This window comes from Streptomyces sp. MK7, assembly GCF_032658145.1.
Classification (GTDB): domain Bacteria; phylum Actinomycetota; class Actinomycetes; order Streptomycetales; family Streptomycetaceae; genus Streptomyces; species Streptomyces spiralis.
Genome location: NZ_JAVACL010000026.1, coordinates 94739 through 119357, shown reverse-complemented (window position 1 = coordinate 119357; position 24619 = coordinate 94739). Strand labels below are relative to the sequence as shown.

Sequence of the window (24619 nt, the reverse complement as noted above, 5' to 3'; positions counted from 1 at the left end):
CTCGGGATCGTACGTCGTTCGGGCGACTTGGGGAGGTAGCGGGATGACGGAGGTACGGTCGGGTGCGGCCGCCTCGGCTTCCCTGTGGGAGCGCGACGAGGAAGTCACCGCCGTCCGGCGCGCGGTGGACACACTGTGCTCCGACCGCTCGTCCACCGGAGGCCTGCTGGTCTTCCAGGGCGATGCCGGACTCGGCAAGACCGCCCTGCTGGCCGAGACCCGGCGGATCGCCGAGGAGCGCGGCTGCACCGTGTGGTCCGCGCGCGGCGGCGAGATCCTCCGCTCCGTCCCGTTCAACGTGGTACGCCAGTTGCTGCAGCCCGCCCTGATAACGCTGATGCCGGAGGAGGCCCGCGAGTACCTCGGCGACTGGTACGGCATCGCCGGGCCCGCCCTCGGCATAACGGAACCCGGCGACCGGCAGGCGGACCCGCAGGGCGTGTGCGACGGCCTGGTCGCCGCGGTGCGCCGGCTGGCCAAGCGCGACTGGCCCCTGGTGCTGATGATCGACGACGCCCACTGGGCCGACGAGGAGACCCTGCGCTGGCTCGCCGCGTTCGCCGAACGCCTCGACGACCTGTCCGTCCTGGTCGTGGTGACCCGTAGGTCCGGCGAGGTGAGCGGGCAGAGCGCCCAGCGGCTGGACGCGGTCGCCGCCGCCGCGGGCGTGAGCACCCTGAGCGCCCTGACCCCCGAGGCCACCGCCGGACTCACCCGCACCGCCCTCGGCCCGCACGCGGACGCCCCGTTCTGCCGCGAGGTGTGGGCCGTCACCGGCGGCAACCCCTACGAGACCGTCGAACTCCTCGCCAAGGTGCGCGACAGCGAACTCGAGCCGGTCGAGGCCCGGGCCGGAGAACTGCGCGACCTGAACCGCGCGGCCCGCGGCGGCGGACTCGTCGCGCGCCTGGAGGAACTCGGCATCGACGCCACCCGGTTCGCCTGGGCCGCCGCCATCCTGGGCACCGGCATCTCCGTGGACCTCGTCGCCCGGCTCGCCACCATGAGCCGCGACGACGCGCTGCGCTGCGCCGACCTGCTGCGCGGCGCCCGCATCCTCACCGAACCCGACCCGGCGACCGCCCGCGGCGGCGAGGCGGAGCTGGAGTTCGTGCACCCGCTCATCGCCACCGCCGTCTACGACTCCATCCCGGACGCCCTGCGCACCGCCATGCACGGCATCGCCGCCCAGGTCGTCGCCGACTCCGGGTACGGCGCCGCCGCGGCCTCCCGGCACCTGCTCCAGGTCCACCCGGACGACGACGAGGAACTCGTCGAACAGCTGCGCAAGGCCGCCCGCGAACACCTCGCCGTCGGCGCTCCGGACGCGGCCCGCCGCTGCCTGGAGCGCGCCCTGCTGGAACCGCCCACCCCCGACGTCCACGCCCGCGTGCTCTACGAACTGGGCTGCGCCACCCTCCTGACCGCCCCCGCCACCACCATCGAGCACCTTCAACTGGCCCTGGGCATGTCCGGCCTGGACGGCGAGACCCGGGTCGACGCAGTCTGGCGGCTCTCCCAGGCCCTGCTCCACAACAACCAGCTGGAGGAGGCCGTCCGCACGGTCGAGGCCGAGGCCGCCCGCCACACACCCGGACCCACCCGGCTGCGCCTGCACGCCGTGCAGTACATGTGGGAGGGCCTGCACGCCGGCGAGACGATCTCATCGGGCCGCTCCGAGCACCTCGCCGAACTCGCCGCCGGCTGCACCGGACGCGACAACTCCGAGCGGGCCCTGCTGATCCTGCGCGGCTTCGACGCCATGACCCGCGGCGAGAACGCCGAGGAGGTCGTCGAACTGTGCGACCGCGCCCTCGTCAACGGCCGCCTCGCTCCGGGACTCGGCTGGACCGACACCGAGTGGGGCATCGAACTGCTGCTGATGCTCGCCAGCGCCTACGCCTACAGCGACCGCCTCGACCGGGCCGAGACCCTCTACAACGAGGCACTGCGCGCCTACGAGACCGCCGGCTGGAGCGGCGGCCACCTCGCCCTCGCACACGCCTACGTCGGCCTCGGCCACCGCAGGCGCGGCCGGCTGAGGGAGGCGGAGGCGGCGCTGCGCGAGTCACTGCGGCTCGCCGAGCGGGTCGGCCGCGGGCTTCCCCTGTACTGGACCGCCACCTGCAACCTCGTCGACACGCTGCTCGCCCGCGGTTATGCAGAGGAGGCCTGGGAGGTCGCCGAGCGGTACGGGTTCGACCCGCCCTACCCGTCCACCATCGTGATCCCCGACCCGCGCAGCGTCCGCGGCAGACTCCTGCTCGCCGCGGGCCACACCAAGGACGGCGTCAACGAACTGGAGGCCGCCGAGAAGGCGGCGGCCCTGCGCGGCCACCACAACCCGGTCATGGTGCCCTGGGCGGGAGACCTCGCCCGCGCTCTCGCCGCCGAGGACCCGGCCCGGGCCGCCCGGCTCGCCGCCGACGTGCGCCGCCAGGCCGAGCGGTTCGGCACCGACACCGCGATAGGAGAGGCGCTGCGCTGCGCCGCCGCCCTGGAGACCGGCCAGCGCGCGGTCCGCCTGGCCGCCCAGGCCGTCACCTACCTCGAAGCCTCCCCGTGCCAGTACGAACACGCCGCCGCCCGCGTCGAGTACGGCATCGCCTCCCGCTCGGTCGCCGAACTCGAACGCGGACTGGCGCTGGCGCGCTCCTGCGGCGCGGACGGACTGGTCGCCCAGGCCCGCGAGGTGCTGGAGTCGGGGCGGGGGCTGCGGTAGGCGTGCACCGCCGGGGAGCCCCCCGGGCTGTCGACCGGGCCCCGGCTCACAGGCCGAGCAGCTGCTCGGTCACTGCCGCCAGGCGCGCCCGTACCTCCGGGTCGTAGGCCCCCTGGTGCGCCCGCGCCGGACGCGTGCCGTCGAAGTAGCGGCCGGAGCCCAGGTCGCGGGTGGCCAGGGCGAGAACGCCGGGCGCGCCGTCGGCGACCGTGTTCCAGGGCTCGATGCCGGCCGCCCGCACCATGGACGTGTCCATATAGGTCGCCGGATGCAGCACGTTCACCGCGACACCGGTGCCCGCCAGCTCCTCGGCGAGGGAGAAGGTGTGGGCGGCGAGCGCGAACTTGCTGCGGCAGTACGCGGCCACACCGGTGTAGCCGCGGGTCAGCTCGGGATCGGCGAAGTCGAGCGGCTCCTGGCCGGCCGAGCCGACGTTCACGATCCGGGCCGGTGCGTTCCTCCGCAGCACCGGCAGCAGCGACCGGGTCAGCACGACCGGCGCGAGGTAGTTCACCGCCAGCCGCAGCTCGTGCCCGTCTCCGCTGACCTCGCGCGCGGAGTCCGGCCCGCCGCTGCCCACGCCCGCGTTGTTGACCAGCACGTCCAGCCCGGGGTACGCCTGTGCGACCTCGGCCCCCAGCTCGCGCACCTGCGCCAGAGAGGCGAGGTCGGCGACGAACCCCGCCGCCTCGCCCTCGGCGCGCAGCTCCTCGACCAGCCGCTCGGTGCGGCCCGGGTCCCGGCCGTGGGCGAGAACGACGTGCCCGGAGCGGACCAGCTCGAAGGCGACATACCGGCCGAGACCGGAGGTGGCACCGGTGATCAGAACAGTGGACATGCCCCCACCGTAGGCACACCGGCCGCCCGCCCGGGTGCTGCCGTCGAGGGTATGACCGGCAGGGTCACCCTTCGCCGGACTCCTCGGCCAGCACCCGCTGGGCCACCGCGAACGCCGAGTTCGCCGCCGGGACCCCGCAGTACACGGCGCTCTGCAGCAGCACCGCGCCGATCTCCTCCGGCGTGAGCCCGTTGCGGCGCGCCGCCCGCACATGTAGCGCCAGCTCGTCGTAGTGGCCGTGCGCGACCAGCGCCGTCATGGTGATCATGCTGCGCTCGCGGCGGGTCAGCGTCGGATCGGTCCAGATCTCGCCCCACGCGTAGCGGGAGATGAAGTCCTGGAAGCGGGCCGTGAACGGGGTCTGCCGGCTCTGCGCCCGGTCCACGTGCGCGTCGCCGAGCACCTCACGCCGCACCTCCGTGCCCCGCCGGGGCACACCGTCCAGGTGGGTGCGCAGCGCGGCCAGGACGGCCTCCGGGCACTGGGCGGGCGCCAGGTGGGACGCCCCCGGGATCTCCGTCAGCGCCGCACCCGGCACCGCGTCCGCGATCTGCCGCAGATGCGCGGGAGGCGTGGCCGGATCCTCGCGGCCGGCGATCAGCAGCGTGGGCGCGCCGATCCGGCCCAGCCGGTCGGTCAGGTCGAAGTCGGCCAGCGCGTCGCAGCAGGCGGCGTACGCCTCCGGGTCGGCCTCCCGGTGGTCCCGGACCAGCTCCGGCACGGTGAAGTCGCCCGCGAACCACCGGGCGTCCGCCCCGGCGACCAACCAGTCCAGGCCCTCGCGCCGGACCCGCTCGGCCCGCTCCCGCCACGCCTTCTCGCCACCGAAGTGCGCGGAGGAGCAGATCACCGCCAGGGACGCCACCCGCTCGGGGTGGTGCACGGCCAGATGCAACCCCACCGCGCCGCCCAGCGAGACGCCCGCGTAGGCGAACCGCTCGATGCCGAGCACGTCCGCGAGTCCAAGCACCAGTTCGGCGAGGTCCGCGACGGTCGCGCCCGCACCGACGAGGTCCGCCGCCGAACCGCCGTGCCCGGGCAGGTCCCAGCGGACCACCCGGTGGGAGACCGCCAGCTCCGGGGCGACCTTGTCCCACAGCCTGTACGACGTGCCGAGCGACGGTCCGAGCAGCAGCGGGGGAGCACTGGTGGGGCCTTCGGCCAGGTGGTGCAGAGTCAATGTCGCTCCAGGGCGCGGTCGGTGAGGGCTCCTGCGGAGCCGGTGTAGCGGGTGGGGTCGGTGGTCCGGCCGGGGTCGATGTCCTTCAACTCCGGCTGTTCGGCGAAGAGTTCATTGAGGTGGCGGCCTTCCGTGTAGGTGCGGCGCGCGAGTTCGGTGAGCAGCTCCTTGGCGCGGGCGCGGCCGAGCAGCGGGGCCAGCTCGGCCGACAGCCGCTCGGAGACGATCAGCCCGTGGGTGAGACCGAGATGGGCGCGCATGGCATCGGAGTCCACCCGCAGCCCCTCCGTCAGCTCCGCCGCGTCGCGGGCCGCGCCGCCGACCAGCCGCAGCAGGTCGCGCAGCGGCTCCCACTCGGCGTGCCAGGCGCCCGCCGGGCGCTCGTCCTCCGCCGCGAGCGAGCCGTACAGCGTGGCCGCGAGCTGCGGGGCGCGCCGGGCGGCCGCCGCGATCAGGGTGGCGCGCACCGGGTTCGCCTTGTGCGGCATGGCCGAGGAGCCGCCGCCGCTGCCCTCCGCCAGCTCCGCGATCTCCGTACGGGAGAGCACCAGCACGTCCGCCGCCGCCTTCCCCAGCGCCCCGGCCGTGAAGGCGAGGCATCCGGCGAGGTCGGCGACGGGGGTGCGCAGCGTGTGCCAGGGCAGCAGCGGTGCGCACAGGCCGAGTTCCCGGGCGTAGGCCGCCGTCAGCGCCGTCGTGTCGTCGGCGCCGTACGCGGCGAAGGCCGCCAGCGTCCCGGCCGCGCCGCCGAGTTGGGCGGGCAGCGTGTCCCGTACCCGGGTGATCCGGTCCCGGGCGTCCAGCACCAGCGACCGCCAGCCGGCCGCCTTCAGGCCGAACGTGGTCGGCACGGCGTGCTGGGTCAGCGTCCGGCCGGGCATCACCGTGCCGCGGTGCTCGCGGGCCAGCCGGGCCAGCGCCGCCTCGGTGCGGGCCAGGTCGGCGAGGACCGGGTCCAGGGTGCGTACGGCCACCAGCATCGTCGCCGTGTCCATGATGTCCTGGCTGGTCGCGCCCCGGTGGACATGGGGGCCGTACTCCTCGCCCACGGCCCGGGTCAGGTCCGCGACCAGCGGGATCACCGGGTTGCCGCCCGCGCGGGCGCGCTCGGCGAGCGCGCGCACGTCGAAGCGGGCCGGGTCGGCCGCCCGGGTCACCGCGTCCGCCGCCTCGGCCGGGGCCAGACCGAGCGCGGCCTGCGCCCGGGTGAGGGCGGCCTCCGCGTCGAGCAGCGCCCGCAGGAAGGCGGTGTCGCTCGTCGCGGACGCGGCGGGGGAGCCGGCCCAGCCGGGCCCGAGCAGTCCCGCATCGGCCTCGGCGGACGATGCCGGTGATGCCGGTGATGTCACTGGAACTCCAGGAAGACCGTCTCGCCCTCGCCCTGAAGGCGGATGTCGAAACGGTAGGTCCCGTTGCCCTCGTCCCCGGCGATCAGCGTGCCGCGTCGCCGCTCGTCCAGCCGGGAGAGCAGCGGGTCGGCCGCCGCCGTCGCGTCGCCCGGCAGATAGATCCGGGTGAACAGGTGCACGAGCAGGCCGCGCGCGAACACGCACACGCTGAGGTAGGGCGCGTTCTGCCCGCGCGCGCCGGGCCGCAGCGTCCGTACGTACCAGTGGCCGTCGGCGTCGGTCTGGATCCGCCCGAACCCGGTGAACTCCACGCCGTTGCGGCCGAGGAAGCCACCGGACGCCGGGTCGCGCCGCATCGAGCCGTCGACGGCCGGCAGCCTGCCGTCCGGGCCGGGGCCCCACACCTCCAGCAGCGCGTCGGGCAGGGGGCGCCCCTCACCGTCGTACACGTACCCGTGCACGGTGATCGTGTCCGGATGGCCCAGGGGCGCGATCTCCTCGCCGCCGCGGAACGGGAGCGCGTAGCCGTAGAAGGGGCCCACCGTGTGCGACGGAGTGGGCAGCACGTCCTCCGGGCCGCTGGTGTCGATCTTCGTCATGGCAGTCAGCGTCCTTCTTCGATCCAGGTGGCGTGCGGGCCGTCCAGCACGATGTCCCAGTGGTAGCCGAGCGAGAACTCCGGCACCGACAGGCTGTGGTCGTAGGTGGCGACCAGCCGCTGCCGGGCGGCGTCGTCCGTGACGGACTGCAGGATCGGGTCGTAGGGGAAGAGCGGGTCGTTCGGGAAGTACATCTGCGTCACCAGCCGCTGGGTGAACGCCGAGCCGAAGACCGAGAAGTGGATGTGCGCCGGACGCCAGGCGTTGACGTGGTTGCGCCACGGGTACGGGCCCGGCTGGACGGTGGTGAAGCGGTAGCAGCCGTCCGCGTCGGTCAGGGTGCGGCCCACGCCGCTGAAGTTGGGGTCGAGCGGGGCGTCGTGCTGCTCGCGCTGGTGGGCGTAGCGGCCGGCGGAGTTGGCCTGCCAGATCTCGACGAGCTGGCCGCGCACCGGGCGCCCGGCGCGGTCCAGCAGCCGCCCGGAGACGGTGATCCGCTCGCCGACCGGCTCCCCGGTGTGCTGCCGGGTGAGGTCGTTGTCGATCCCGGTGATGTCCCGCTCGCCGAAGGCGGGCGAGGACAGCTCGACCAGCTCGGGGTCCTTGCTGACGTCGATGGCGACCGGCGGCTGCTCGGGGTGGCGGAGCACGGAGGAGCGGTAGGGCGCGTAGTCGCGGCGCGGGTGGTGCTCGACCGGCGCGCCTTCGGCGAGGCGCTTGTCGTACGCGGCGTGCTCGGCCGCGATCTCCTGGTCGATGTCGTGCTGCGTGAGAGCCATGGGGGTACCTGACGCTTCCTTAGCGTTCGAGGACGAGGGCCAGGCCCTGGCCGACGCCGATGCGGAGGGTGGCGACGCCGGTTCCGGAGCCCTTGCGGGCGATCTGGTGGCGACGGTGCCGGCGAGCCGGGCGCCGGAGGCGCCGAGGGGGTGGCCGAGGGCGATCGCGCCGCCCCGCGGGTTGAGGATCGCCGGGTCGAAGATCCGCGCCGGGTCCAGCCGTGGGCTGCCGGCGAGGAGTTCGCGGACGGCGTGGGCGGCCAGGCCGTCCGGGCGCACACTCGCCAGGCCGCCGTTGTAGCGGCCGATCGGGGTGCGGACCGCGTCGACGAGACAGACGTCCTTCATCGCTGGAGCTCCTGCGGGACACGGACCTTGGCGTGGGTCCTGGCGGTGATCTCCTCGACGGAGACGCCCGGCGCGGTCTCGACGAGGACGAGTCCGTCGGCGGTGACGTCCAGGACGCCGAGGTCGGTGATGATCCGGTCGACGCAGGCCTTGCCGGTCAGGGGCAGGAGGCATCGCTCGAGAATCTTCGGTGAGCCGTCCTTCGCGGTGTGCGTCATGACGACGATGACGGTACGGGCGCCGTGGACCAGGTCCATCGCACCGCCGATCCCGGTGATCATCTTGCCGGGGACGGCCCAGTTCGCCAGGTCGCCGGTGGCGGAGACCTGCATGGCGCCCAGCACGGCGACGTCGATGTGCCCGCCCCGGATCATCGCGAAGGACAGCGCGGAGTCGAAGAACGAGGCCCCCGGCAGGACCGTGACGGTCTCCTTGCCCGCGTTGATCAGATCGGGGTCGACTTGCTCCTCGGTGGGGTACGGGCCGGTGCCCAGGATGCCGTTCTCCGACTCCAGGATCACCTCGACGCCCTCGGGCAGGTGGTTGGGGATCAGGGTGGGCAGTCCGATGCCCAGGTTGACGTACTGGCCGTCGCGCAGCTCGCGCGCCGCACGGGCGGCCATCTCCTCACGCGTCCAGGCCATCACGCACTCACCGTCCCTCGCGCCTCGGGCGCGGAAACCGTCCGCTTCTCGATCTGCTTCTCCGCCGCCTGCTCCGGGGTCAGCGCGACCACGCGCTGCACGAAGACGCCCGGCAGATGCACCGCGTCCGGGTCCAGCTCGCCGGGTTCGACCAGTTCCTCCACCTCGGCGATCGTGACCTTGCCGGCCATCGCGGCCAGCGGGTTGAAGTTGCGGGAGGACTTGTTGAAGACCAGGTTGCCGTGACGGTCGCCCCTCGCCGCCCGGACCAGGGCGAAGTCGGTGCGGATGCCGCGCTCCAGCACGTACTGGACGCCGTCGAACTCGCGCACCTCCTTGGGCGGCGAGGCGAGCGCCACCCCGCCCTGTCCGTCGTAGCGCCAGGGCAGTCCGCCGTCGGCGACCTGGGTGCCGACGCCGGCCGGGGTGAAGAAGGCGGGGATGCCCGCGCCGCCGGCCCGCAGCCGCTCGGCCAGCGTGCCCTGCGGGATCATCTCCACCTCCAGTTCACCGGCCAGGTACTGGCGGGCGAACTCCTTGTTCGCGCCGATGTAGGAGCCGGTCACCCGGGCGATCCGCCCGGCCGCGAGCAGCACCGCGAGACCGGAGTCCAGGGCACCGCAGTTGTTGGAGACGACCGACAGGCCGCCGATCCCGCGCTCGTACAGCGCCTGGATCAGCACGTTCGGCACGCCGCTCAGCCCGAATCCGCCCACCGCCAGCGACGCGCCGTCCGGCACGTCGGCCACCGCCTCCACGGCCGTGGCGACCACCTTGTCCATCCGTGAAGCCCATCTCTCCGCGATTAATCAGGGCACTGAGTAATTCAGCGATATGGCCTCACGTTGCCACCGGAGGTCAGCACCGTCAAGACGTTGAAGAATCTCTGATCCAGGTGCACGACAGGAGGGGGATCGCCGAGTATTGTTCAGTGCACCGATGAATCGATCAGGGAGTGCATATGGCCGCGGTGGACCTGACCACCCACCCCGGGCACCTGGCCCGGCGGCTCCAGCAGGCCCACTACCTGCTGTGGAACACGATGGTCTCCGAGGAGATCACCTCGCCGCAGTTCGCGGTCCTGAACGCGCTCGTCGCCGAGCCCGGGCTCGACCAGCGCACGGTGGGGGAGCGGGTGGGCCTCGACCGGTCCACCATCGCCGAGCTCATCAGCAGGCTCTGCCGCCGGGGACTGCTCGACAAGGTCCGCGACCCGCAGGACGGCCGCCGCTTCCTGCTGCGGTTGACCGAGGAGGGCGAGCGGACCCACCGCAAGCTCACCGTCCGCACGGCCCGGATGAACCAGGTCTTCCTGGCCCCGCTCAGCGCCGAGGAGCAGACCCGGTTCTTCGACCTCATCCGCAGGGTCGCGGACGCGGCCGAGGAACTGCGCAACCCGGGGGAACGCACGGCCGCGCCGTTCTGACTCCGTCGCCGCCCGTCCCGGACTCCTCCCCACCCCTCTCGCCGGTTCGCCCGTCTCCGCCCGGGTACCCGGGCGTGCGCGAAGGCGACGGACCACGGCGGAAAGGGGCGCCACACATGAAGGCAGTGACCTGGCAGGGCAAGCGCGACGTCCGGGTGGACGACGTTCCCGATCCGAAGATCCAGGAGCCGACGGACGCCGTCATCCGGATCACCTCGACCGGCCTGTGCGGCTCGGACCTGCACCTGTACGAGGTGCTCACCCCGTTCATGACACCGGGCGACGTCCTCGGCCACGAGCCGATGGGCATCGTCGAGGAGGTGGGGCCGGAGGTTCCGAATCTGAAACCCGGCGACCGGGTCGTCGTGCCGTTCCAGATCTCCTGCGGCCACTGCTTCATGTGCTCCGCCGGCCTGCAGACCCAGTGCGAGACCACCCAGGTCACCAGCGAGGGCATGGGCGCCGCATTGTTCGGCTATACCCGTCTGTACGGCGCCGTACCGGGCGCCCAGGCCGAGTATCTGCGTGTCCCGCAGGCGCACTACGGCCCGATCAAGGTTCCCCAGGGGCCGGCCGACGACCGTTTCGTCTACCTCTCCGACGTCCTGCCCACCGCCTGGCAGGCCGTCGCCTACGCCGACGTCCCCAGGGGCGGCACCGTCGCCGTACTGGGCCTCGGCCCGATCGGGGACATGGCCTGCCGGATCGCCAAGGCGCGCGGCGCCGAGCGGGTGTTCGGCGTGGACCTGGTCCCGGAGCGGCTGGCACGGGCGCGCCGGCGCGGAGTGGAGACGTACGACCTGCGCGACTTCGATCACGAGAAGGAACTCGTGGCCGCGATCCACGACGAGACCGGCGGGCGCGGCCCCGACGCCGTGATCGACGCCGTCGGCACCGAGGCGCACGGCAGTCATGTCGCCCGGCTCGTCCAGCAGACGGCGTCCGCCATGCCGCGGGTTCTGAGCGGCCCGCTCTCCGAACGCTTCAGCGTGGACCGGCTCTCCGCCCTCCACATGGCCATCGACCTGGTGCGCCGCGGCGGCACCCTCTCGCTCACCGGTGTCTACGGCGGCTCGGCCGACCCGATGCCGATGCTCACCCTCTTCGACAAGCAGCTCCAGATCCGGATGGGCCAGGCCAACGTACGCCGCTGGATCGACGACATCCTGCCCTACCTCACCGACGAGGACCCGCTCGGTGTCGACGACTTCGCCACGCACCGGCTGCCGCTCGCGGACGCGCCGCACGCGTACGAGATGTTCCAGCGCAAGCAGGACGGCGCGATCAAGGTGCTGATGACACCCTGACGACGACGCCCCGGCTCAGCGGGGCCGGGAGCCGAGGATCTCCGCGAGGTCGTAGCGGACCGGCTCCTCCAGCTGGGCGTAGGTGCAGCTTTCCGGGGTGCGGTCCGGGCGCCAGCGGCGGAAGCGCGCCGTGTGCCGGAACCGCGCCCCGTTCTCCATGTGGTCGTACGCCACCTCCGCCACCCGCTCCGGCCTGAGCGGCACCCAGGACAGGTCCTTCCTGCCCGACCAGCGGCTCGGCGCGCCCGGCAGCCGGGCCGACTCGTGGGCCGCCTCGTCGGACCAGGCCGCCCACGGGTGCCCCGCCACATCGTCCATCCGCAGCGGCGCCAGCTCCTCGATCAGCTCGGCGCGGCGCTTCATCGGGAACGCGGCCGACACGCCCACATGCTGGAGCCTGCCGTGGTCGTCGTACAGGCCGAGCAGCAGCGAACCGACCACGGGACCGCTCTTGTGGAGCCGGTATCCGGCGACCACCACATCCGCCGTGCGCTCGTGCTTGACCTTGAACATGGCCCGCTCGTCCTGGAGGTAGCGCACCTCCGGCGGCTTGGCGATCACCCCGTCCAGACCCGCCCCCTCGTACTCCTCGAACCACCGCCGCGCTACCTCGACGTCGGTCGTCGCGGGTGCCACGTGCACCGGGGCGGTCGCCTCCGCCAGCGCCCTGACCAGCAGCGCCCGCCGGTCCGACAGCGGCACGTCGAGCAGCGACTCGTCGTCCAGCGCGAGCAGGTCGAACGCCACGAAGGACGCGGGGGTCCGCTCGGCCAGCATGCGCACCCGCGAGTCGGCCGGGTGGATGCGCTCGGTCAGCGCGTCGAAGTCCAGATGGCCCTCCCGGGCGATCACGATCTCCCCGTCCAGCACGCAGCGCTCGGGCACACGCTCCTTCAGGGCCTTCACCAGCTCCGGGAAGTACCTGGTCAGCGGCTTTCCGGTGCGGCTGCCCAGCTCGACCTCGGCGCCGTCGCGGAACACGATCGCCCGGAACCCGTCCCACTTAGCCTCGTACTGCATGCCCGCCGGGATCTTCGCCACCGACTTGGCGAGCATCGGCTTCACAGGGGGCATCACGGGCAGATCCATGCTGAGATTGTGCGCGATTGCGATGCCGTTCGCCCGGTGTGCGAGGTGTGCGGCGTACGCCTACCGTGGCTCGCATGGGTGATGCGGTGGAACTTGACGTGGCCGGCCGGACGGTACGGCTGTCCAGCCCGGACAAGGTCTTCTTCCCGGAGCGCGGCTACACCAAGCTGGACGTCGCCCGCTACTACCAGGCGGTCGCCCCCGGCATCCTGCGCGCCCTGCGCGACCGCCCCACCACCCTGGAGCGCTACCCCGACGGCATCACCGGGGAGTGGTTCTTCCAGAAGCGGGCGCCCAAGGGCATGCCCGACTGGATCCCGACCGCCCACATCACCTTCCCCAGCGGCCGCAGCGCCGACGAGATGTGCCCCACCGAGGAGGCCGCCGTGGTGTGGGCCGCCCAGTACGGCACCCTCACCTTCCACCCCTGGCCGGTACGGCGCGACGACGTCGACCACCCCGACGAACTGCGCATCGACCTCGACCCGCAGCCCGGCACCGACTACGACGACGCCGTCCGCGCCGCCCACGAACTGCGCGGAGTGCTGGAGGAGTTCGGCGGCCTGCGCGGCTGGCCCAAGACCTCCGGCGGCCGCGGCCTGCATGTGTTCGTGCCCATCGAACCCCGCTGGACCTTCACCCAGGTGCGGCGGGCCGCCATCGCCCTCGGCCGGGAGATGGAGCGGCGGATGCCGGAGCAGGTGACGATCAAGTGGTGGAAGGAGGAACGCGGGGCCCGCATCTTCGTCGACTACAACCAGACCGCCCGCGACCGCACCATCGCCTCCGCCTACTCCGTACGCCCCCGCCCCGACGCCCCCGTCTCGGCCCCCCTGCGCTGGGACGAGGTGGGCGCCGCCCGCCCCCAGGACTTCGACATCGCGACCATGCCCGCCCGGTACGCCGAACTGGGCGACGTGCACGCCGACATGGACGACCACGCCTTCTCCCTGGAGGCGCTGCTGGAACTGGCCGCGCAGGACGAGCGCGACCACGGCCTCGGCGACCTGCCCTATCCGCCGGAGTACCCGAAGATGCCGGGCGAGCCCAAGCGGGTGCAGCCGAGCCGGGCCCGGCGCGCGAAGGCCTCCCCGGAGCCGTAGGGCCCCTGCCGGTCGCCTGGTGCGAGAGCGCTCTCAGGATCGCCGCGGGCCGGGGCTATCCTGATCCGCAACCGCCGGTGAGGAGAGCCCGAAGTGACCGAGACAGCGTCGCGTCCCACGCTGGAGGCCGTGGCCGCGCGGGCGGGGGTGTCGCGGGCCACCGTCTCCCGGGTGGTGAACGGGTCGGACGGAGTCAGGCAGCCGCTGGCCGAGCGGGTCCGGCGGGCCGTGGAGGAACTGGGATACGTGCCGAACCAGGCGGCCCGCAGCCTGGTGACCAAGCGCCACGACGCCGTCGCCGTCGTCATCGCCGAACCGGAGACCCGCGTCTTCGCCGACCCGTTCTTCGCGCTCCAGCTGCGCGGGATCAGCAAGGAACTGACGGCGCACGACTCCCAGCTCGTGCTCCTGCTCACCGAGGGGCGTGACGACCACACCCGGGTCGGCCGCTACCTCGCGGGCGGCCACGTCGACGGCGCGCTCGTCTTCTCCCTCCACCTCGACGACCCGCTGCCCGGCCTGATCCAGCGCGCCGGGGTGCCGACCGTGTTCGGCGGGCGGCCCGGCTGGAGCGAGGGCACCCGGGACGTGGTGTACGTCGACAGCGACAACCGGGGCGGCGCGCGGCAGGCGGTACGGCACCTCGTCGAGCTCGGCCGGACGCGGATCGGGCACATCTCCGGCGTCCTGGACCAGACCTCGGCGGTGGACCGGCTGGACGGTTACCGGGACGTCACGGCCGGCGCCGACCCTCGGCTGATCGTGGAGAGCGACTTCACGCCCGCCGGAGGCGAGCGCGCCATGCGGGAGCTCCTGGACCGCTGCCCCGACCTCGACGCGGTGTTCGCCGCCAACGACCTGACCGCCGCCGGTGCCCTGCGCGTGCTCCGCGAGCGCGGGCTGCGGGTGCCGGAGGACGTCGCGGTGGTCGGTTTCGACGACATGCTGCCCGTCGCCGAGCAGACCGACCCACCGCTGACGACCGTCCGTCAGGGCATCGAGGAGATGGGCCGGCTGATGGCCCGTCTGCTGCTGCGCGGCCTCGACCGGCAGGGCGCCGGAGAGGCGACGGCGGCCGCGCCCGCCAGTGTCGTCCTGCCGACCACCCTGGTGCGGCGCGCCTCCGCGTAGACCGGGACCCTCATGCCTGCTGCGGGGCGCTCTTGATGACCGCGAAGCGCGCGCCGTAGGGGTCGGCGAGGCGGGCGATGCGGCCGACGCCCGGGACGTCGGCGGCGGCCCGGCGGACCGTGCCGCCCCGCTCCAGGGCCCGGGCGACCGTGGCGTCCGCGTCCTCGACCTCGAAGTACGGCAGCCAGTACGGGCCGGCCTCCGCCTCGGTCGGGTCGTCGGCCAGCGGGACGAGGCCGCCGAACACTGCGTCCTCGCCGCCCTCGGCGGGGTTGACACATGTGTACGTGCCGCCGGGGAAGGGGGCGGCAGAGGTCTCCAGGCGCAGGACCTTGTGGTAGAACGCGGCGGCCGCCGCGATGTCCGGCGTGTACAGCTCGACCCAGCACAGCGAGCCCGGGTCACCGGCCAGGTCCACACCCCTGATCCGCCCCGGCTGCCAGAGACCGAACGGCACGCCCGCCTGGTCGGCGAGGATCGCCATGTGGCCCTCGCCCATCACGTCCATGGGCCGCACCAGCACCCTGCCGTGCGCCTGTTCGGCCGTCTTCGCGGTCGCCTCCGCGTCGGAGCTCTGGAAGTACACGGTCCAGGCGGGCGGACCCTGCTCGGCCGTGGTCTGCATGCCGCCGGCCACGGTCCGGCCGTCCAGCTGGAAGAAGCCGTAGCCGCCAGCCTCGGGCCCCGCGGACCGGAACTGCCAGCCGAACAGCGCGGCGTAGAAGGAGCGGGCGCCGTCGATGTCGGGGGTGCCGACATCGATCCAGTTCGGAGCGCCGTCCACGAAACGGGTGGTGAGCATCGCTGCCCTCCTTGGGAAGAGACCCGTTGTCTGCTCTGCCGAGTCTCGCACCGCCCACTGACGATCGCGTGTCGCCCGCCTTCCTCGGGCGCGCCGCCGTGCGCGGGCCCCGGTCGCGGCGCCATCATCGAGACTGCGGGCGGCCTCTGTTCGCGGTGTTGATCCGGCGTTGATCGAACGTTTTTCGCCGTCCGGCACGATCTCGCTCATGCACATCGAGACCCTCACTCCGGCCGACCCCGCCTGGCAGGCCCAGGCGCTGTGCGCGCAGACCGGGGCCGACTTCTTCTTTCCCGAGCCGGGCAGCTCCGTGCGCGAGGCCAAGCGCATCTGCGGCATGTGCGAGATGCGCTCGGCCTGTCTGGAGTACGCGCTGGCGAACGACGAACGCTTCGGAGTCTGGGGCGGACTGTCCGAAAAGGAACGGCAGAGCCTGCGGCGGGTGACCCCCTAGGGGGCACTGAGCGGTTCGGCCGCGGTTCCGGCCGATTCGCTCAGGCCCCGGCGCGGGCCGCCATGCGCGCCTTGCGGGCGGCCAGCTTCTCGTCGAACCTGGCCGCCTCCGCGTTCAGACCGCCCAGGAACAGGCCGAGTTCCTCCTGTGCCTGCCGCCCCTCGGGGCCGAGACCGTCGATCTCCATGACCTTCAGGAAGCGCAGCACCGGCTGGAGCACGTCGTCGTGGTGGATGCGCAGGTTGTAGACCTCGCCGATGGCCATCTGCGCCGCCGCCCGCTCGAACCCGGGGATGCCGTGGCCCGGCATGCGGAAGTCGACCACCACGTCCCGCACCGCCTGCATGGTCGGGTCGGGGGCGATCTCGAAGGCAGCCTTGAGCAGGTTGCGGTAGAAGACCATGTGCAGGTTCTCGTCGGTCGCGATCCGGGCCAGCATGCGGTCGCAGACCGGATCGCCGGACTGGTGGCCGGTGTTGCGGTGCGAGATGCGGGTGGCGAGCTCCTGGAAGGCGACGTAGGCGACCGAGTGCAGCATCGAGTGCCGGTTGTCGGACTCGAAGCCCTCGCTCATGTGCGCCATGCGGAACTGCTCCAGCTTGTCCGGGTCGACCGCGCGCGAGGTGAGCAGGTAGTCGCGCATCACGATGCCGTGCCGGCCCTCCTCGGCCGTCCAGCGGTGCACCCAGGTGCCCCAGGCGCCGTCGCGCCCGAACAGGGTGGCGATCTCGTGGTGGTAGCTGGGCAGGTTGTCCTCGGTCAGGAGGTTGACGACGAGGGCGATCCGGCCGACCTCCGTGACCTTGGACTGCTCCTTGTCCCAGGCCTCGCCGTCCGCGAACTGCCCGGGGAAGTTGCGGCCCTCGCTCCAGGGCACGTACTCGTGCGGCATCCAGTCCTTGGCGACCTTCAGGTGCCGGTTGAGTTCGTTCTCGACCACTTCCTCCAGTGCGTACAGCAGCCGGGCGTCGGTCCAGGCGGACGGGCTGCCGAGGTGCGGGGAAGTGATCGTCACGGGAACTCCAGGGGGACGCACAAGAAAGGGGGACGTACCGGCGAGCGGTGCCGGAACCTACGGGATCGTAGGCTACGAAGCCGTAGGTTACGAACCCGTAGGTTAAGTTCGCCGTAAAGACCGCTGATCAGGCCGCCGAGCCGGGGGAGTTGGCCCTGCCTGCCGCGCAGGCGGAGCGGCCCCGGGGACCCGCAGGTCCCCGGGGCCGCTCGAGGAATCGGCTCACCCGGTCACGCGTACAACTCCCGAAGCCGCACCGAGAGGCATGTCACACACCCCTCCAGCTTCTCGAACTCGCTGATGTCCACCAGGACCGGTTCGAAGCCGAGGTCGCCCAGCAGTTCGGCCGTCTTCGGCGCGCTCGCGGCCATCAGCAGCCTGCCGCCGCCGAGCAGCACCACATGGCCGCCGGACTCCTCCGGCACAGGCAGGAAGCGCGGGTACAGCGACGGCGTGTCCACCTTCGGGATGTGGCCGATGACGGTGCCGTCCGGGAGCGCCGTCACCGCCGACTTCAGGTGCAGCACCTTGCTGACCGGGACGGCCACGACCCGCGCGCCCAGCGGCTCGAACACGGCCCGCAGCTGCTGCACCCCGGCCGCGTCGGTACGCCCGCCACGGCCCACGTAGATCGTGTCGCCGACCTTCAGCACGTCGCCGCCGTCCAGGGTGCCCGGCTCCCAGACCCAGTTGACCGAGCAGCCCAGCCGTGCCACCGCCTCCTCGACCCCTGGGGTCTCCGCGCGCCGCGACTCGGCGCCGGGACGGGTGATCAGAGCAACGTTCTTGTACATCACGACGGTGTCCTCGACGAACACCGCGTCGGGGCAGTCGTCGGCCGGCTCGACCTCGGTCGTCTCCCAGCCGTTCGCCCGCAGCGCCTCGACGTACGCCTCCCACTGCCGTGCCGCGAGCTCCACGTCGACCGTCTCCCGCTCGATGTGCGTCACCAGCCCTTCGGCGAGGCGCGGGCCGGGGCGGCGGACGAGGGCCTTCTGGCTGGGCACGAGGGTCTCCGTATCGAGCGGGGCGGTACTGGTGTGGTGGTGCCGGTGCCCTGCGGACGCGAGGCGCGGCAGGGCACCGACTGGCCATCATGCGTCACCGGAGCGCGCGGACTGAACCCCCCGTTGCCGGGCTGTGGCCCTCCTGAGACGCGCTCCTTCAGGTGCGCACTCCCGCGCCGGCGGCTCCAGGGGGTGTCTCGCCGATCATGCCGGGCTCGCGGCGCCTGGTGCCTGATCCGGCCCGATCGACGAGACGCTCCCTACGCCGGGTCCCCGACGGCCTCCCGGTCGGTCTCCGTCAGCTCTCCCTCCTCCAGCAGCAGCCAGCGTGTGATGCGGATCGACTCCAGGAACGGCAGGTCGTGGCTGGCCACGATCAGCGCGCCCTCGTAGGACTCCAGGGCGGTCGTCAGCTGCCGCACGCTCGCCATGTCGAGGTTGTTCGTCGGCTCGTCGAGCATCAGCAGCTGCGGCGCGGGCTCGGCCAGCATCAGCGCCGCCAGCGCGGCCCGGAAGCGTTCGCCGCCGGACAGTGTCGCCGCCTTCTGGTCGGCCCGGGCGCCCCGGAACAGGAAGCGGGCGAGGCGGGCCCGGACCCGGTTGTTGGTGGCTTCCGGCGCGAACCGGGCCACGTTCTCCGCGACGCTCAGCTCGCCGTCGAGGACGTCCAGGCGCTGCGGCAGGAACCGCATCGGGACGTGCGCGGCCACCGTGCCCGACTCCGGCACCAGCTCCCCGGCGATCGTGCGCAGCAGGGTCGTCTTGCCCGCGCCGTTGCGCCCGATCAGCGCGACGCGCTCCGGACCGCGCAGGTCGAGACCGCCGTCCACGCGCGCGCCGTAGGCCAGCCGGAGGTCCTGGAGGGTGAGGACGGTACGGCCCGGCGGCACGGCCGTGTAGGGAAGGTCGACGCGGATCTCGTCGTCGTCCCGTACCGCCTCCACCGCCTCGTCGAACCGTTCCCGGGCCTCGGCGAGCCGCTCCTCGTGCATGATGCGGTGCTTGCCCGCGGACTCCTGGGCCGCGCGTTTGCGGGCCCCCATGACGATCTTCGGTTCGCGTTTGCTGTCCCACATCTTCTGGCCGTACCGCTTGCGGCGGGCCAGCTTGACCTGTGCGTCGGCCAGCTCGCGCTTCTGCTTGCGCAGATCGGCCTCGGCGACCCGCACCATCCGCTCGGCGGCCTCCTGCTCGATCGCGAGGACCTCCTCGTACGCCGAGAAGTTGCCGCCGTACCAGGTGACCCCACCGGAGCGCAGATCGGCGATCTGGTCGACCAGCTCCAGCAGTTCGCGGTCGTGGCTGACCACGACCATCACCCCGGGCCAGGCGGCGACGGCCGCGTACAGCCGCCGGCGCGCGTACAGGTCGAGGTTGTTGGTCGGTTCGTCCAGCAGCAGGACGTCGGGGCGGCGCAGCAGCAGCGCGGCCAGGCGCAGCAGCACCGACTCGCCGCCCGACACCTCGCCGATGGTGCGGTCCAGGTCGATGTGGCCGAGTCCGAGCTCGCCGAGCGTGGCCAGGGCGCGTTCTTCCACGTCCCAGTCGTCGCCGACGGTCTCGAAGTGCTCCTCGGCCGCGTCGCCGGCCTCGATGGCGTGCAGCGCGGCCCGCTGCGCGGCGATGCCGAGCGCCTCGTCGACGCGGAGCGCGGTGTCGAGCGTGACGTTCTGCGGCAGGCAGCCGACCTCGCCGGTGACCCGCACGGTGCCGTCGGACGGCGCGAGCTCACCGGCGATCAGCTTGAGCAGGGTGGACTTGCCGGACCCGTTGACGCCGACGAGCCCGGTCCGGCCGGGGCCGAAGGCGATGTCGAGGCCGCTGAAGACGGTGGTGCCGTCGGGCCAGGCGAAGGACAGGGAGGTGCAGGTGATGGATGCGGACATGGGCGCCTCGCGGTTGCTGTGGGTGCGGTGAGGGGGCAAACGCGTGTCGAGACACCGCAAGGCGAAGATCACCGTATGGGGGGGGAGGGCCCACGGGGCATGAGAAAAGCCCTGGCCGGATTCCCGGAGGACGGCTCGGACGCCGAGGTCGCACGCGACGCACACACCTGTTCGGTGTGACGCGGTGTCTCAGGACCTCAGACGAGCAACGTCCTTCTCCAATCGACGGCAACAGGACCGCTGTACACCGTACGAGAGCGTGAGACGGCTGTCAACGTAATACCGGGCCGCGCCGGGCACCCACCGGCGCGAACATCCGAGAGGCCCGGTCCGGGTCCGACGAGCCCGCTCCGGGGCCGGGAACCCGTTGCGGGCCGGACGTCAGCAGGCGTCGCGCATCAGCTCCACCAGGTCGCGGTCCAGGTCGAGCTGGAGGTGCTCCAGGCCCACCGGCACCAGCTCGCTCGTGGCGCGCAGGAACCGCCGTATCTGCTCGCTGCGCACATGCACCACGGCGGTGCCCTCCGGCGCGTGGAACTCCAGGACGGTCCGGTCGTAGCCGTACGGCCGCACGCGTACGTCACCGTGGCCCTCGGGCTCGTGCTGGCCGGCCGCGAGCAGGTCGCGCGCGAAGGTCCAGCAGACCTCCACGCCCTCGAGGGTGGCCGGGGCCGGGAAGGTCATGCGGACGGCGAACGGGTCGCGCCGGTCGTAGTGGAGTGTGGCGGGAATGCTGGGCATCCGCGGTGCGGCGGCGACCAGACGCGCCTCGACGGTCTGCTCGATGACGGTGGACAACGCCTTGCTCCCTTGTGGCATATGACGATCACGATCACACAGGACGATCACATCGGACGGCTGGACGGACGTCCGCACGGACGAGGCCGTGCACTGGGAGAGACGTCGGAACCAGCTGATCCGTGCACACGAAGTGCGAGTGACCTCTGTCACCGCGTTCATTCACAGAAGTCACGAGCGGTGTCTGTCCGGTGGACCGGCGGCACGGCGCTCCGGCCGTGCGCGGCGCGGGAGTTGAGGCCGTGGTCCACGGTCCGGCGCTCCTGCGGTCGGCGCGGGCGCGTACGACGGCGTCGACCGCCCGGGGTCCGTGGGTGCCGGGCATCCGGCGGCAGGGGACGGGTCGCTCGACTGGAGGAGTGGATATCGCCTGAAATGACGAACTGTTTCAGGATGCGGGTATCCGTTCCTTGACAGAGAGGAAGTGAACGGCATGCCACGCGGTTCCAGTTCCAAACGGGAGCGCCAGTACGAGCACATCAAGGAGAGCGCTCAGGACCGGGGGGAGAGCGCAGGCCGTGCCAAGGAGATCGCCGGGCGCACGGTGAACAAGGAGCGCGCCCGCTCGGGCGAGTCCAAGACCTCGAGCCGGTCCGGACAGCGCTCCGGCCGGGGCTCCGAGGGCCCCACCTACGACCAGCTCTACGAGGAGGCCAAGCGGCGCAACATCCACGGCCGCTCGGACATGAACAAGCAGCAGCTGCGGCAGGCCCTGGGCAAGAGCTGACCCGCGCCCGGGGCGGGGCGGGCCGACCCCGCCCCGCCCCGGCGTCCCCGGCGGACACGATGCGCCGTACCCTCGTCGGCACCATGACGACGACCGCAGGCATTCCCGCCGGCTGGCCCGTGACCGAGGAGCAGGCTCGCGCCGTGCAGGACGAGTTGCGCGCCCGCGTGGTGCTGGACGAGCGGGGGCCGGAGCCCGGCGTGGGGCACGTCACGGGCGTCGACGTCGCCTACGACGACGAGCGGGACGTCGTCGCGGCGGCGGCCGTCGTGCTGGAGGCGGCCACACTGCGGGTCGTCGCCGGGGCCACCGCCGTCGGCCGGATCTCCTTCCCCTACGTGCCCGGGCTGCTCGCCTTCCGGGAGATCCCCACGGTGCTCGCCGCGCTCGACGCCCTGGACAGCCCGCCCGGCCTGGTCGTCTGCGACGGCTACGGGCTCGCCCACCCCCGCCGCTTCGGCCTGGCCTGCCACCTCGGCGTGCTCACCGGACTGCCGACGATCGGCGTCGCCAAGAACCCCTTCACCTTCACCTACGACGACCCCGGAACCCCGCGTGGCAGTGCCTCCCCGCTCCTGGCCGGCTCCGACGAGGTCGGCCGCGCCCTTCGCACCCGGGACGGGGTGAAGCCGGTCTTCGTCTCCGTGGGCCACGGGGTGACCCTGGACAACGCCTGCGCCCACACCCTCGCCCTCACCCCGGCCTACCGCCTGCCGGAGACGACCCGCAGGGCCGACGCACTGTGCCGCCGGGCCCTGAGGGAGGCCACGGCGCGCGCATAGCAGGTGTCTCGCGCCGGGGCCGGGACATGGGGCGCCGCGCTAACGGCTCGCCGCCGTGCGGAAGGTGATGCCGGCCGCGCGCAGGCGGTCGATGAGCGCGTTGCCCATGGCCACCGCCGTGGTCACCTGGCCGGCCGTGTGCGGCAGGTCGTCGAAGGCGAGGGACAGCGCCGCCTCGGCGAACATCTTCGCCGTCTCGTCGTACCCGGGGTCGCCGCCCGCGACCTCGGTGAACACCCGCCTGCCGCCTCCCTCGCCGACGAAGCGCAAGGAGAACCAGCTCCGGGCCCGCTTCTGAGCGCTCGGCCCCTCGCCGGGCCTGAGCCGGCCGGACAGCCAGCGGCGGGCGGGCGGCAGTTGGGCCGCCGCCGCGAGCGTGCCGACAGCCGCGACGCCGCCCAGCGCGACCGGCAGGTGCCGTACGGCCGCGTAGTGGCGGTAGCGGAAGTCCGGGCCGTACCGTTCCAGCGCCCGCGCGGAGCGCACCACGATCTGCGGGTCGATGGTCGGCAGTGGCAGCGCCCACGCGCCGATCTCCCCGGCGAACCGCGGCGCGCCCACCGGCGCGGACGCCCGCCGCCCCATCAGCCGCGGCTCGTGGCGTGCGCGGTCCCGGGCCGCCGCCCGCATCCGCAGCGGACGCGCGAACTGGTTGAGCGCCGAGGCGAACGTCCCGCCCGAGAAGGCCGCGTCCGCCCGCACATACCCGTCCACCGCGAGCGGCACGCCCTCCGGCAGCTGCTGCACGGTGAAGTACACGCCCAGGTCGTGCGGCACCGAGTCGAACCCGCACGCGTGCACCAGACGCGATCCGGTCTCCCGCGCGCGCGTGTCGTGCCGGACGTACACCAGGTCGACGAACTCGGGCTCGCCGGTCAGGTCCAGGTAGTCCGTGCCGCTGTCCGCGCAGGAGGCGACCAGTTCCTCCCCGTACGTCACATAGGGACCCACGGTGGTGGCCACCACGCGCGACTGCCGGGCCAGTTCCCGCAGGGAGTCCGGTTCGGCCACGTCCGCCCGCAGCACCCCGACGGACGCACCGCCGGGAAGCCGTTCGCGCAGCTGCCGAAGCCTCTGCTCGCTGCGGCCGGCGATCGCCCAGCGCAGCCCTTCGGGGGCGTGGGCGGCGAGGTACTCCGCGGTGAGCGTCCCCACGAAGCCCGTGGCTCCGAAGAGCACGATGTCGTACGGACGCTCCGACCTTTTCAGCCTGCTCATGACACCCCTCGTTGTCGCTCCCGCAGCCCACATGCCCGCGCCGCTGTCGGTGGCCGAGGCTAGCGTGAAGGACGGCGGAACCCGACGGCGAGGGGTGATGAGCGGTACGGCCACCGCCGTACCGGGTACATCTCGCCATGGCTCGGCTAAGCGCTTGCTCGTTCAGGGCTTGTGCGCGGTGGAACACGTTCTTAGCATCGTCGGTGTGACATCAGTTGTGTCACGTCGGTCGCGGCAAGGGGGCTCGATGGCAACGGCACAGGCACCAGGGCGGCACGGACCGCTCACCGGCGTGCGCGTGGTCGAGCTGGCCGGCATCGGCCCCGGACCGTTCGCCGCGATGCTGCTGGCCGACCTGGGAGCCGACGTGGTGCGGGTGGACCGCCCCGGCGGCGCCGGACTCGGCATCGACCCCGCCCACGACCTCACCAACCGCAACAAGCGCTCGGTGATCGTCGACCTGAAGTCGCCGGACGGCCCCGCCCGCGTCCTCGACCTCGCCGCCCGCGCGGACGTCCTCATCGAGGGCTACCGCCCCGGCGTCGCCGAACGCCTCGGCGTCGGCCCCGAGGACTGCCACGCCCGCAACCCCCGGCTCGTCTACGGCCGGATGACCGGCTGGGGCCAGGACGGACCGCTCGCCCCGCGCGCGGGACACGACATCGCCTACATCGCCGTCACCGGCACCCTCGGCATGATCGGCGAGGCGGACGGGCCCCCGGCCGTGCCCGTCAACCTCCTCGGCGACTACGCGGGCGGTTCCCTGTACCTCGTCATCGGCGTCCTCGCCGCCCTGCACCACGCCCGCGCGACCGGCACGGGCCAGGTGGTGGACGCCGCCATCGTGGACGGCGCCGCCCACCTGTCCACGATGATCCACGGCATGCTCGCCGCCGGCGGCTGGCAGGACCGCCGCGGCTCCAACCTCCTGGACGGCGGCTGCCCGTACTACGGCACGTACGAGACCTCCGACGGCGGACACATGGCGGTCGGGGCGCTGGAACAGCGGTTCTACGACGAGTTCCTCCGCCTCCTCGGCCTGGCGGACCTCGCCGGGGCGCACGGCGACATCACCCGGTGGGAGGAACTGCGCAAGGCGGTCGCCGACCGCTTCAGATCCCGCACCCGCAATGAGTGGACCACCGTCTTCGAGGGCTCCGACGCCTGCGTGGCCCCCGTGCTGTCGCTGCGCGAGGCCCCGCGCCACCCGCACCTCGCCGCCCGCGCCACGTTCACCGAGCACGCCGGCCTCACCCAGCCCGCCCCCGCGCCCCGCTTCTCCGCCACCCCCACCGCCGTCCGCACCGGCCCCGCCCGGCCGGGCGCCGACACGGCGGACGTGGCCCGCGACTGGAACCTGCCGGTCCTCGCCCCCCGACCTCACCGCACCGAGAACCCTCGCTGAAAGGCTTGCC

At 72.9% G+C, this 24619-nt stretch carries 23 protein-coding genes and 1 pseudogene; 9 read left to right on the top strand and 15 right to left on the bottom strand.

From position 1 onward, the window contains the following. Window positions 1-43: 43 nt before the first annotated feature. Window positions 44-2722, top strand: a complete 2679-nt coding sequence (locus R2S09_RS25865) for an AAA family ATPase (protein WP_316743535.1) — start codon at window positions 44-46, stop codon at window positions 2720-2722. Window positions 2723-2768: 46 nt separating this feature from the next. Here R2S09_RS25865 and R2S09_RS25860 read toward each other — a convergent pair whose 3' ends face one another. The 8 genes and pseudogenes from R2S09_RS25860 to R2S09_RS25825 form a co-directional block, all read right to left on the bottom strand. Continuing rightward, entirely contained in the window at window positions 2769-3560 is a 792-nt protein-coding gene (locus R2S09_RS25860) for an SDR family NAD(P)-dependent oxidoreductase (RefSeq protein WP_316743534.1), read from the bottom strand. A 64-nt stretch (window positions 3561-3624) separates the two neighbouring features. Continuing rightward, window positions 3625-4740 carry a 3-oxoadipate enol-lactonase gene (gene pcaD, locus R2S09_RS25855; RefSeq protein ID WP_316743533.1) on the bottom strand — a complete coding sequence of 372 codons (1116 nt, stop codon included), beginning with the start codon at window positions 4738-4740 and terminating at the stop codon, window positions 3625-3627. Continuing rightward, on the bottom strand, window positions 4737-6089 hold the full coding sequence (gene pcaB / locus R2S09_RS25850; protein ID WP_316743532.1) for a 3-carboxy-cis,cis-muconate cycloisomerase: 1353 nt from the start codon (window positions 6087-6089) through the stop codon (window positions 4737-4739). Before pcaB ends, pcaD begins: the two co-directional genes overlap by 4 nt. Beyond that, the gene (gene pcaG, locus R2S09_RS25845; protein WP_316743530.1) at window positions 6086-6688 is read right to left on the bottom strand and encodes a protocatechuate 3,4-dioxygenase subunit alpha; all 603 of its coding nucleotides are present in this window, start codon (window positions 6686-6688) and stop codon (window positions 6086-6088) included. The genes pcaB and pcaG overlap by 4 nt, the downstream gene beginning before the upstream one ends. A 5-nt stretch (window positions 6689-6693) precedes the next feature. Then, window positions 6694-7467, bottom strand: a complete 774-nt coding sequence (gene pcaH, locus R2S09_RS25840; protein WP_316743529.1) for a protocatechuate 3,4-dioxygenase subunit beta — start codon at window positions 7465-7467, stop codon at window positions 6694-6696. Window positions 7468-7486: 19 nt separating this feature from the next. Further along, window positions 7487-7668 (bottom strand): annotated as a pseudogene (locus R2S09_RS25835) (3-oxoadipyl-CoA thiolase); the annotation flags it as partial. Between the two features lie 143 nt (window positions 7669-7811). Further along, a complete protein-coding gene (locus tag R2S09_RS25830; RefSeq protein ID WP_316743528.1) occupies window positions 7812-8459 on the bottom strand; it encodes a CoA transferase subunit B in 648 nt (215 codons plus the stop codon). After that, window positions 8459-9241 (bottom strand): CoA transferase subunit A, encoded by a 783-nt coding sequence (locus R2S09_RS25825; protein WP_316743527.1) that lies wholly within the window; start codon window positions 9239-9241, stop codon window positions 8459-8461. The genes R2S09_RS25830 and R2S09_RS25825 overlap by 1 nt, the downstream gene beginning before the upstream one ends. A gap of 179 nt (window positions 9242-9420) precedes the next feature. On the opposite strand from R2S09_RS25825, the gene R2S09_RS25820 reads away from it, so the two are divergent. Continuing rightward, on the top strand, window positions 9421-9885 hold the full coding sequence (locus tag R2S09_RS25820) for a MarR family transcriptional regulator (RefSeq protein WP_316743526.1): 465 nt from the start codon (window positions 9421-9423) through the stop codon (window positions 9883-9885). Window positions 9886-10001: 116 nt separating this feature from the next. Continuing rightward, window positions 10002-11192: a zinc-dependent alcohol dehydrogenase gene (locus R2S09_RS25815; protein WP_316743525.1), complete on the top strand. Its 1191-nt coding sequence runs from the start codon at window positions 10002-10004 to the stop codon at window positions 11190-11192. Between the two features lie 15 nt (window positions 11193-11207). On the opposite strand, the gene R2S09_RS25810 is transcribed toward R2S09_RS25815, so the two are convergent. Further along, on the bottom strand, window positions 11208-12281 hold the full coding sequence (locus R2S09_RS25810; RefSeq protein WP_316743523.1) for an ATP-dependent DNA ligase: 1074 nt from the start codon (window positions 12279-12281) through the stop codon (window positions 11208-11210). A gap of 74 nt (window positions 12282-12355) precedes the next feature. Here R2S09_RS25810 and ligD point away from each other — a divergent pair, with 74 nt between their 5' ends. Together ligD and R2S09_RS25800 are read left to right on the top strand one after the other, a co-directional pair. After that, window positions 12356-13384, top strand: a complete 1029-nt coding sequence (gene ligD, locus R2S09_RS25805; protein WP_316743521.1) for a non-homologous end-joining DNA ligase — start codon at window positions 12356-12358, stop codon at window positions 13382-13384. Window positions 13385-13477: 93 nt separating this feature from the next. Next, entirely contained in the window at window positions 13478-14515 is a 1038-nt protein-coding gene (locus R2S09_RS25800) for a LacI family DNA-binding transcriptional regulator (protein WP_316743519.1), read from the top strand. Between the two features lie 10 nt (window positions 14516-14525). On the opposite strand, the gene R2S09_RS25795 is transcribed toward R2S09_RS25800, so the two are convergent. Further along, window positions 14526-15317 carry a VOC family protein gene (locus R2S09_RS25795; protein WP_316743518.1) on the bottom strand — a complete coding sequence of 264 codons (792 nt, stop codon included), beginning with the start codon at window positions 15315-15317 and terminating at the stop codon, window positions 14526-14528. Between the two features lie 208 nt (window positions 15318-15525). On the opposite strand from R2S09_RS25795, the gene R2S09_RS25790 reads away from it, so the two are divergent. Further along, window positions 15526-15771 carry a WhiB family transcriptional regulator gene (locus R2S09_RS25790; protein ID WP_316743516.1) on the top strand — a complete coding sequence of 82 codons (246 nt, stop codon included), beginning with the start codon at window positions 15526-15528 and terminating at the stop codon, window positions 15769-15771. A gap of 40 nt (window positions 15772-15811) precedes the next feature. Here the strand turns inward: R2S09_RS25790 and R2S09_RS25785 are convergent, their stop codons facing one another. The 4 genes from R2S09_RS25785 to R2S09_RS25770 all read right to left on the bottom strand — a co-directional run bounded on the left by R2S09_RS25785 (window position 15812) and on the right by R2S09_RS25770 (window position 20477). Further along, on the bottom strand, window positions 15812-16786 hold the full coding sequence (locus tag R2S09_RS25785; protein ID WP_316743515.1) for an acyl-ACP desaturase: 975 nt from the start codon (window positions 16784-16786) through the stop codon (window positions 15812-15814). 230 nt (window positions 16787-17016) lie between these two features. Beyond that, window positions 17017-17793: a dimethylargininase gene (gene ddaH / locus R2S09_RS25780; protein WP_306192161.1), complete on the bottom strand. Its 777-nt coding sequence runs from the start codon at window positions 17791-17793 to the stop codon at window positions 17017-17019. A 260-nt stretch (window positions 17794-18053) separates the two neighbouring features. Beyond that, the gene (locus R2S09_RS25775) at window positions 18054-19679 is read right to left on the bottom strand and encodes an ABC-F family ATP-binding cassette domain-containing protein (RefSeq protein WP_316743513.1); all 1626 of its coding nucleotides are present in this window, start codon (window positions 19677-19679) and stop codon (window positions 18054-18056) included. 381 nt (window positions 19680-20060) lie between these two features. Beyond that, the gene (locus R2S09_RS25770) at window positions 20061-20477 is read right to left on the bottom strand and encodes an SsgA family sporulation/cell division regulator (protein ID WP_306192163.1); all 417 of its coding nucleotides are present in this window, start codon (window positions 20475-20477) and stop codon (window positions 20061-20063) included. 433 nt (window positions 20478-20910) lie between these two features. On the opposite strand from R2S09_RS25770, the gene R2S09_RS25765 reads away from it, so the two are divergent. Beyond that, window positions 20911-21204 (top strand): plasmid stabilization protein, encoded by a 294-nt coding sequence (locus R2S09_RS25765; RefSeq protein WP_306192164.1) that lies wholly within the window; start codon window positions 20911-20913, stop codon window positions 21202-21204. 59 nt (window positions 21205-21263) lie between these two features. Next, a complete protein-coding gene (locus R2S09_RS25760) occupies window positions 21264-21986 on the top strand; it encodes an endonuclease V (protein WP_399144651.1) in 723 nt (240 codons plus the stop codon). 39 nt (window positions 21987-22025) lie between these two features. Here R2S09_RS25760 and R2S09_RS25755 read toward each other — a convergent pair whose 3' ends face one another. Beyond that, complete coding sequence (locus R2S09_RS25755) at window positions 22026-23204, bottom strand: saccharopine dehydrogenase NADP-binding domain-containing protein (RefSeq protein WP_316743510.1); 1179 nt, start codon at window positions 23202-23204, stop codon at window positions 22026-22028. A gap of 247 nt (window positions 23205-23451) precedes the next feature. On the opposite strand from R2S09_RS25755, the gene R2S09_RS25750 reads away from it, so the two are divergent. Then, window positions 23452-24609: a CaiB/BaiF CoA-transferase family protein gene (locus R2S09_RS25750; protein ID WP_316743508.1), complete on the top strand. Its 1158-nt coding sequence runs from the start codon at window positions 23452-23454 to the stop codon at window positions 24607-24609. Window positions 24610-24619 lie beyond the last annotated feature (10 nt).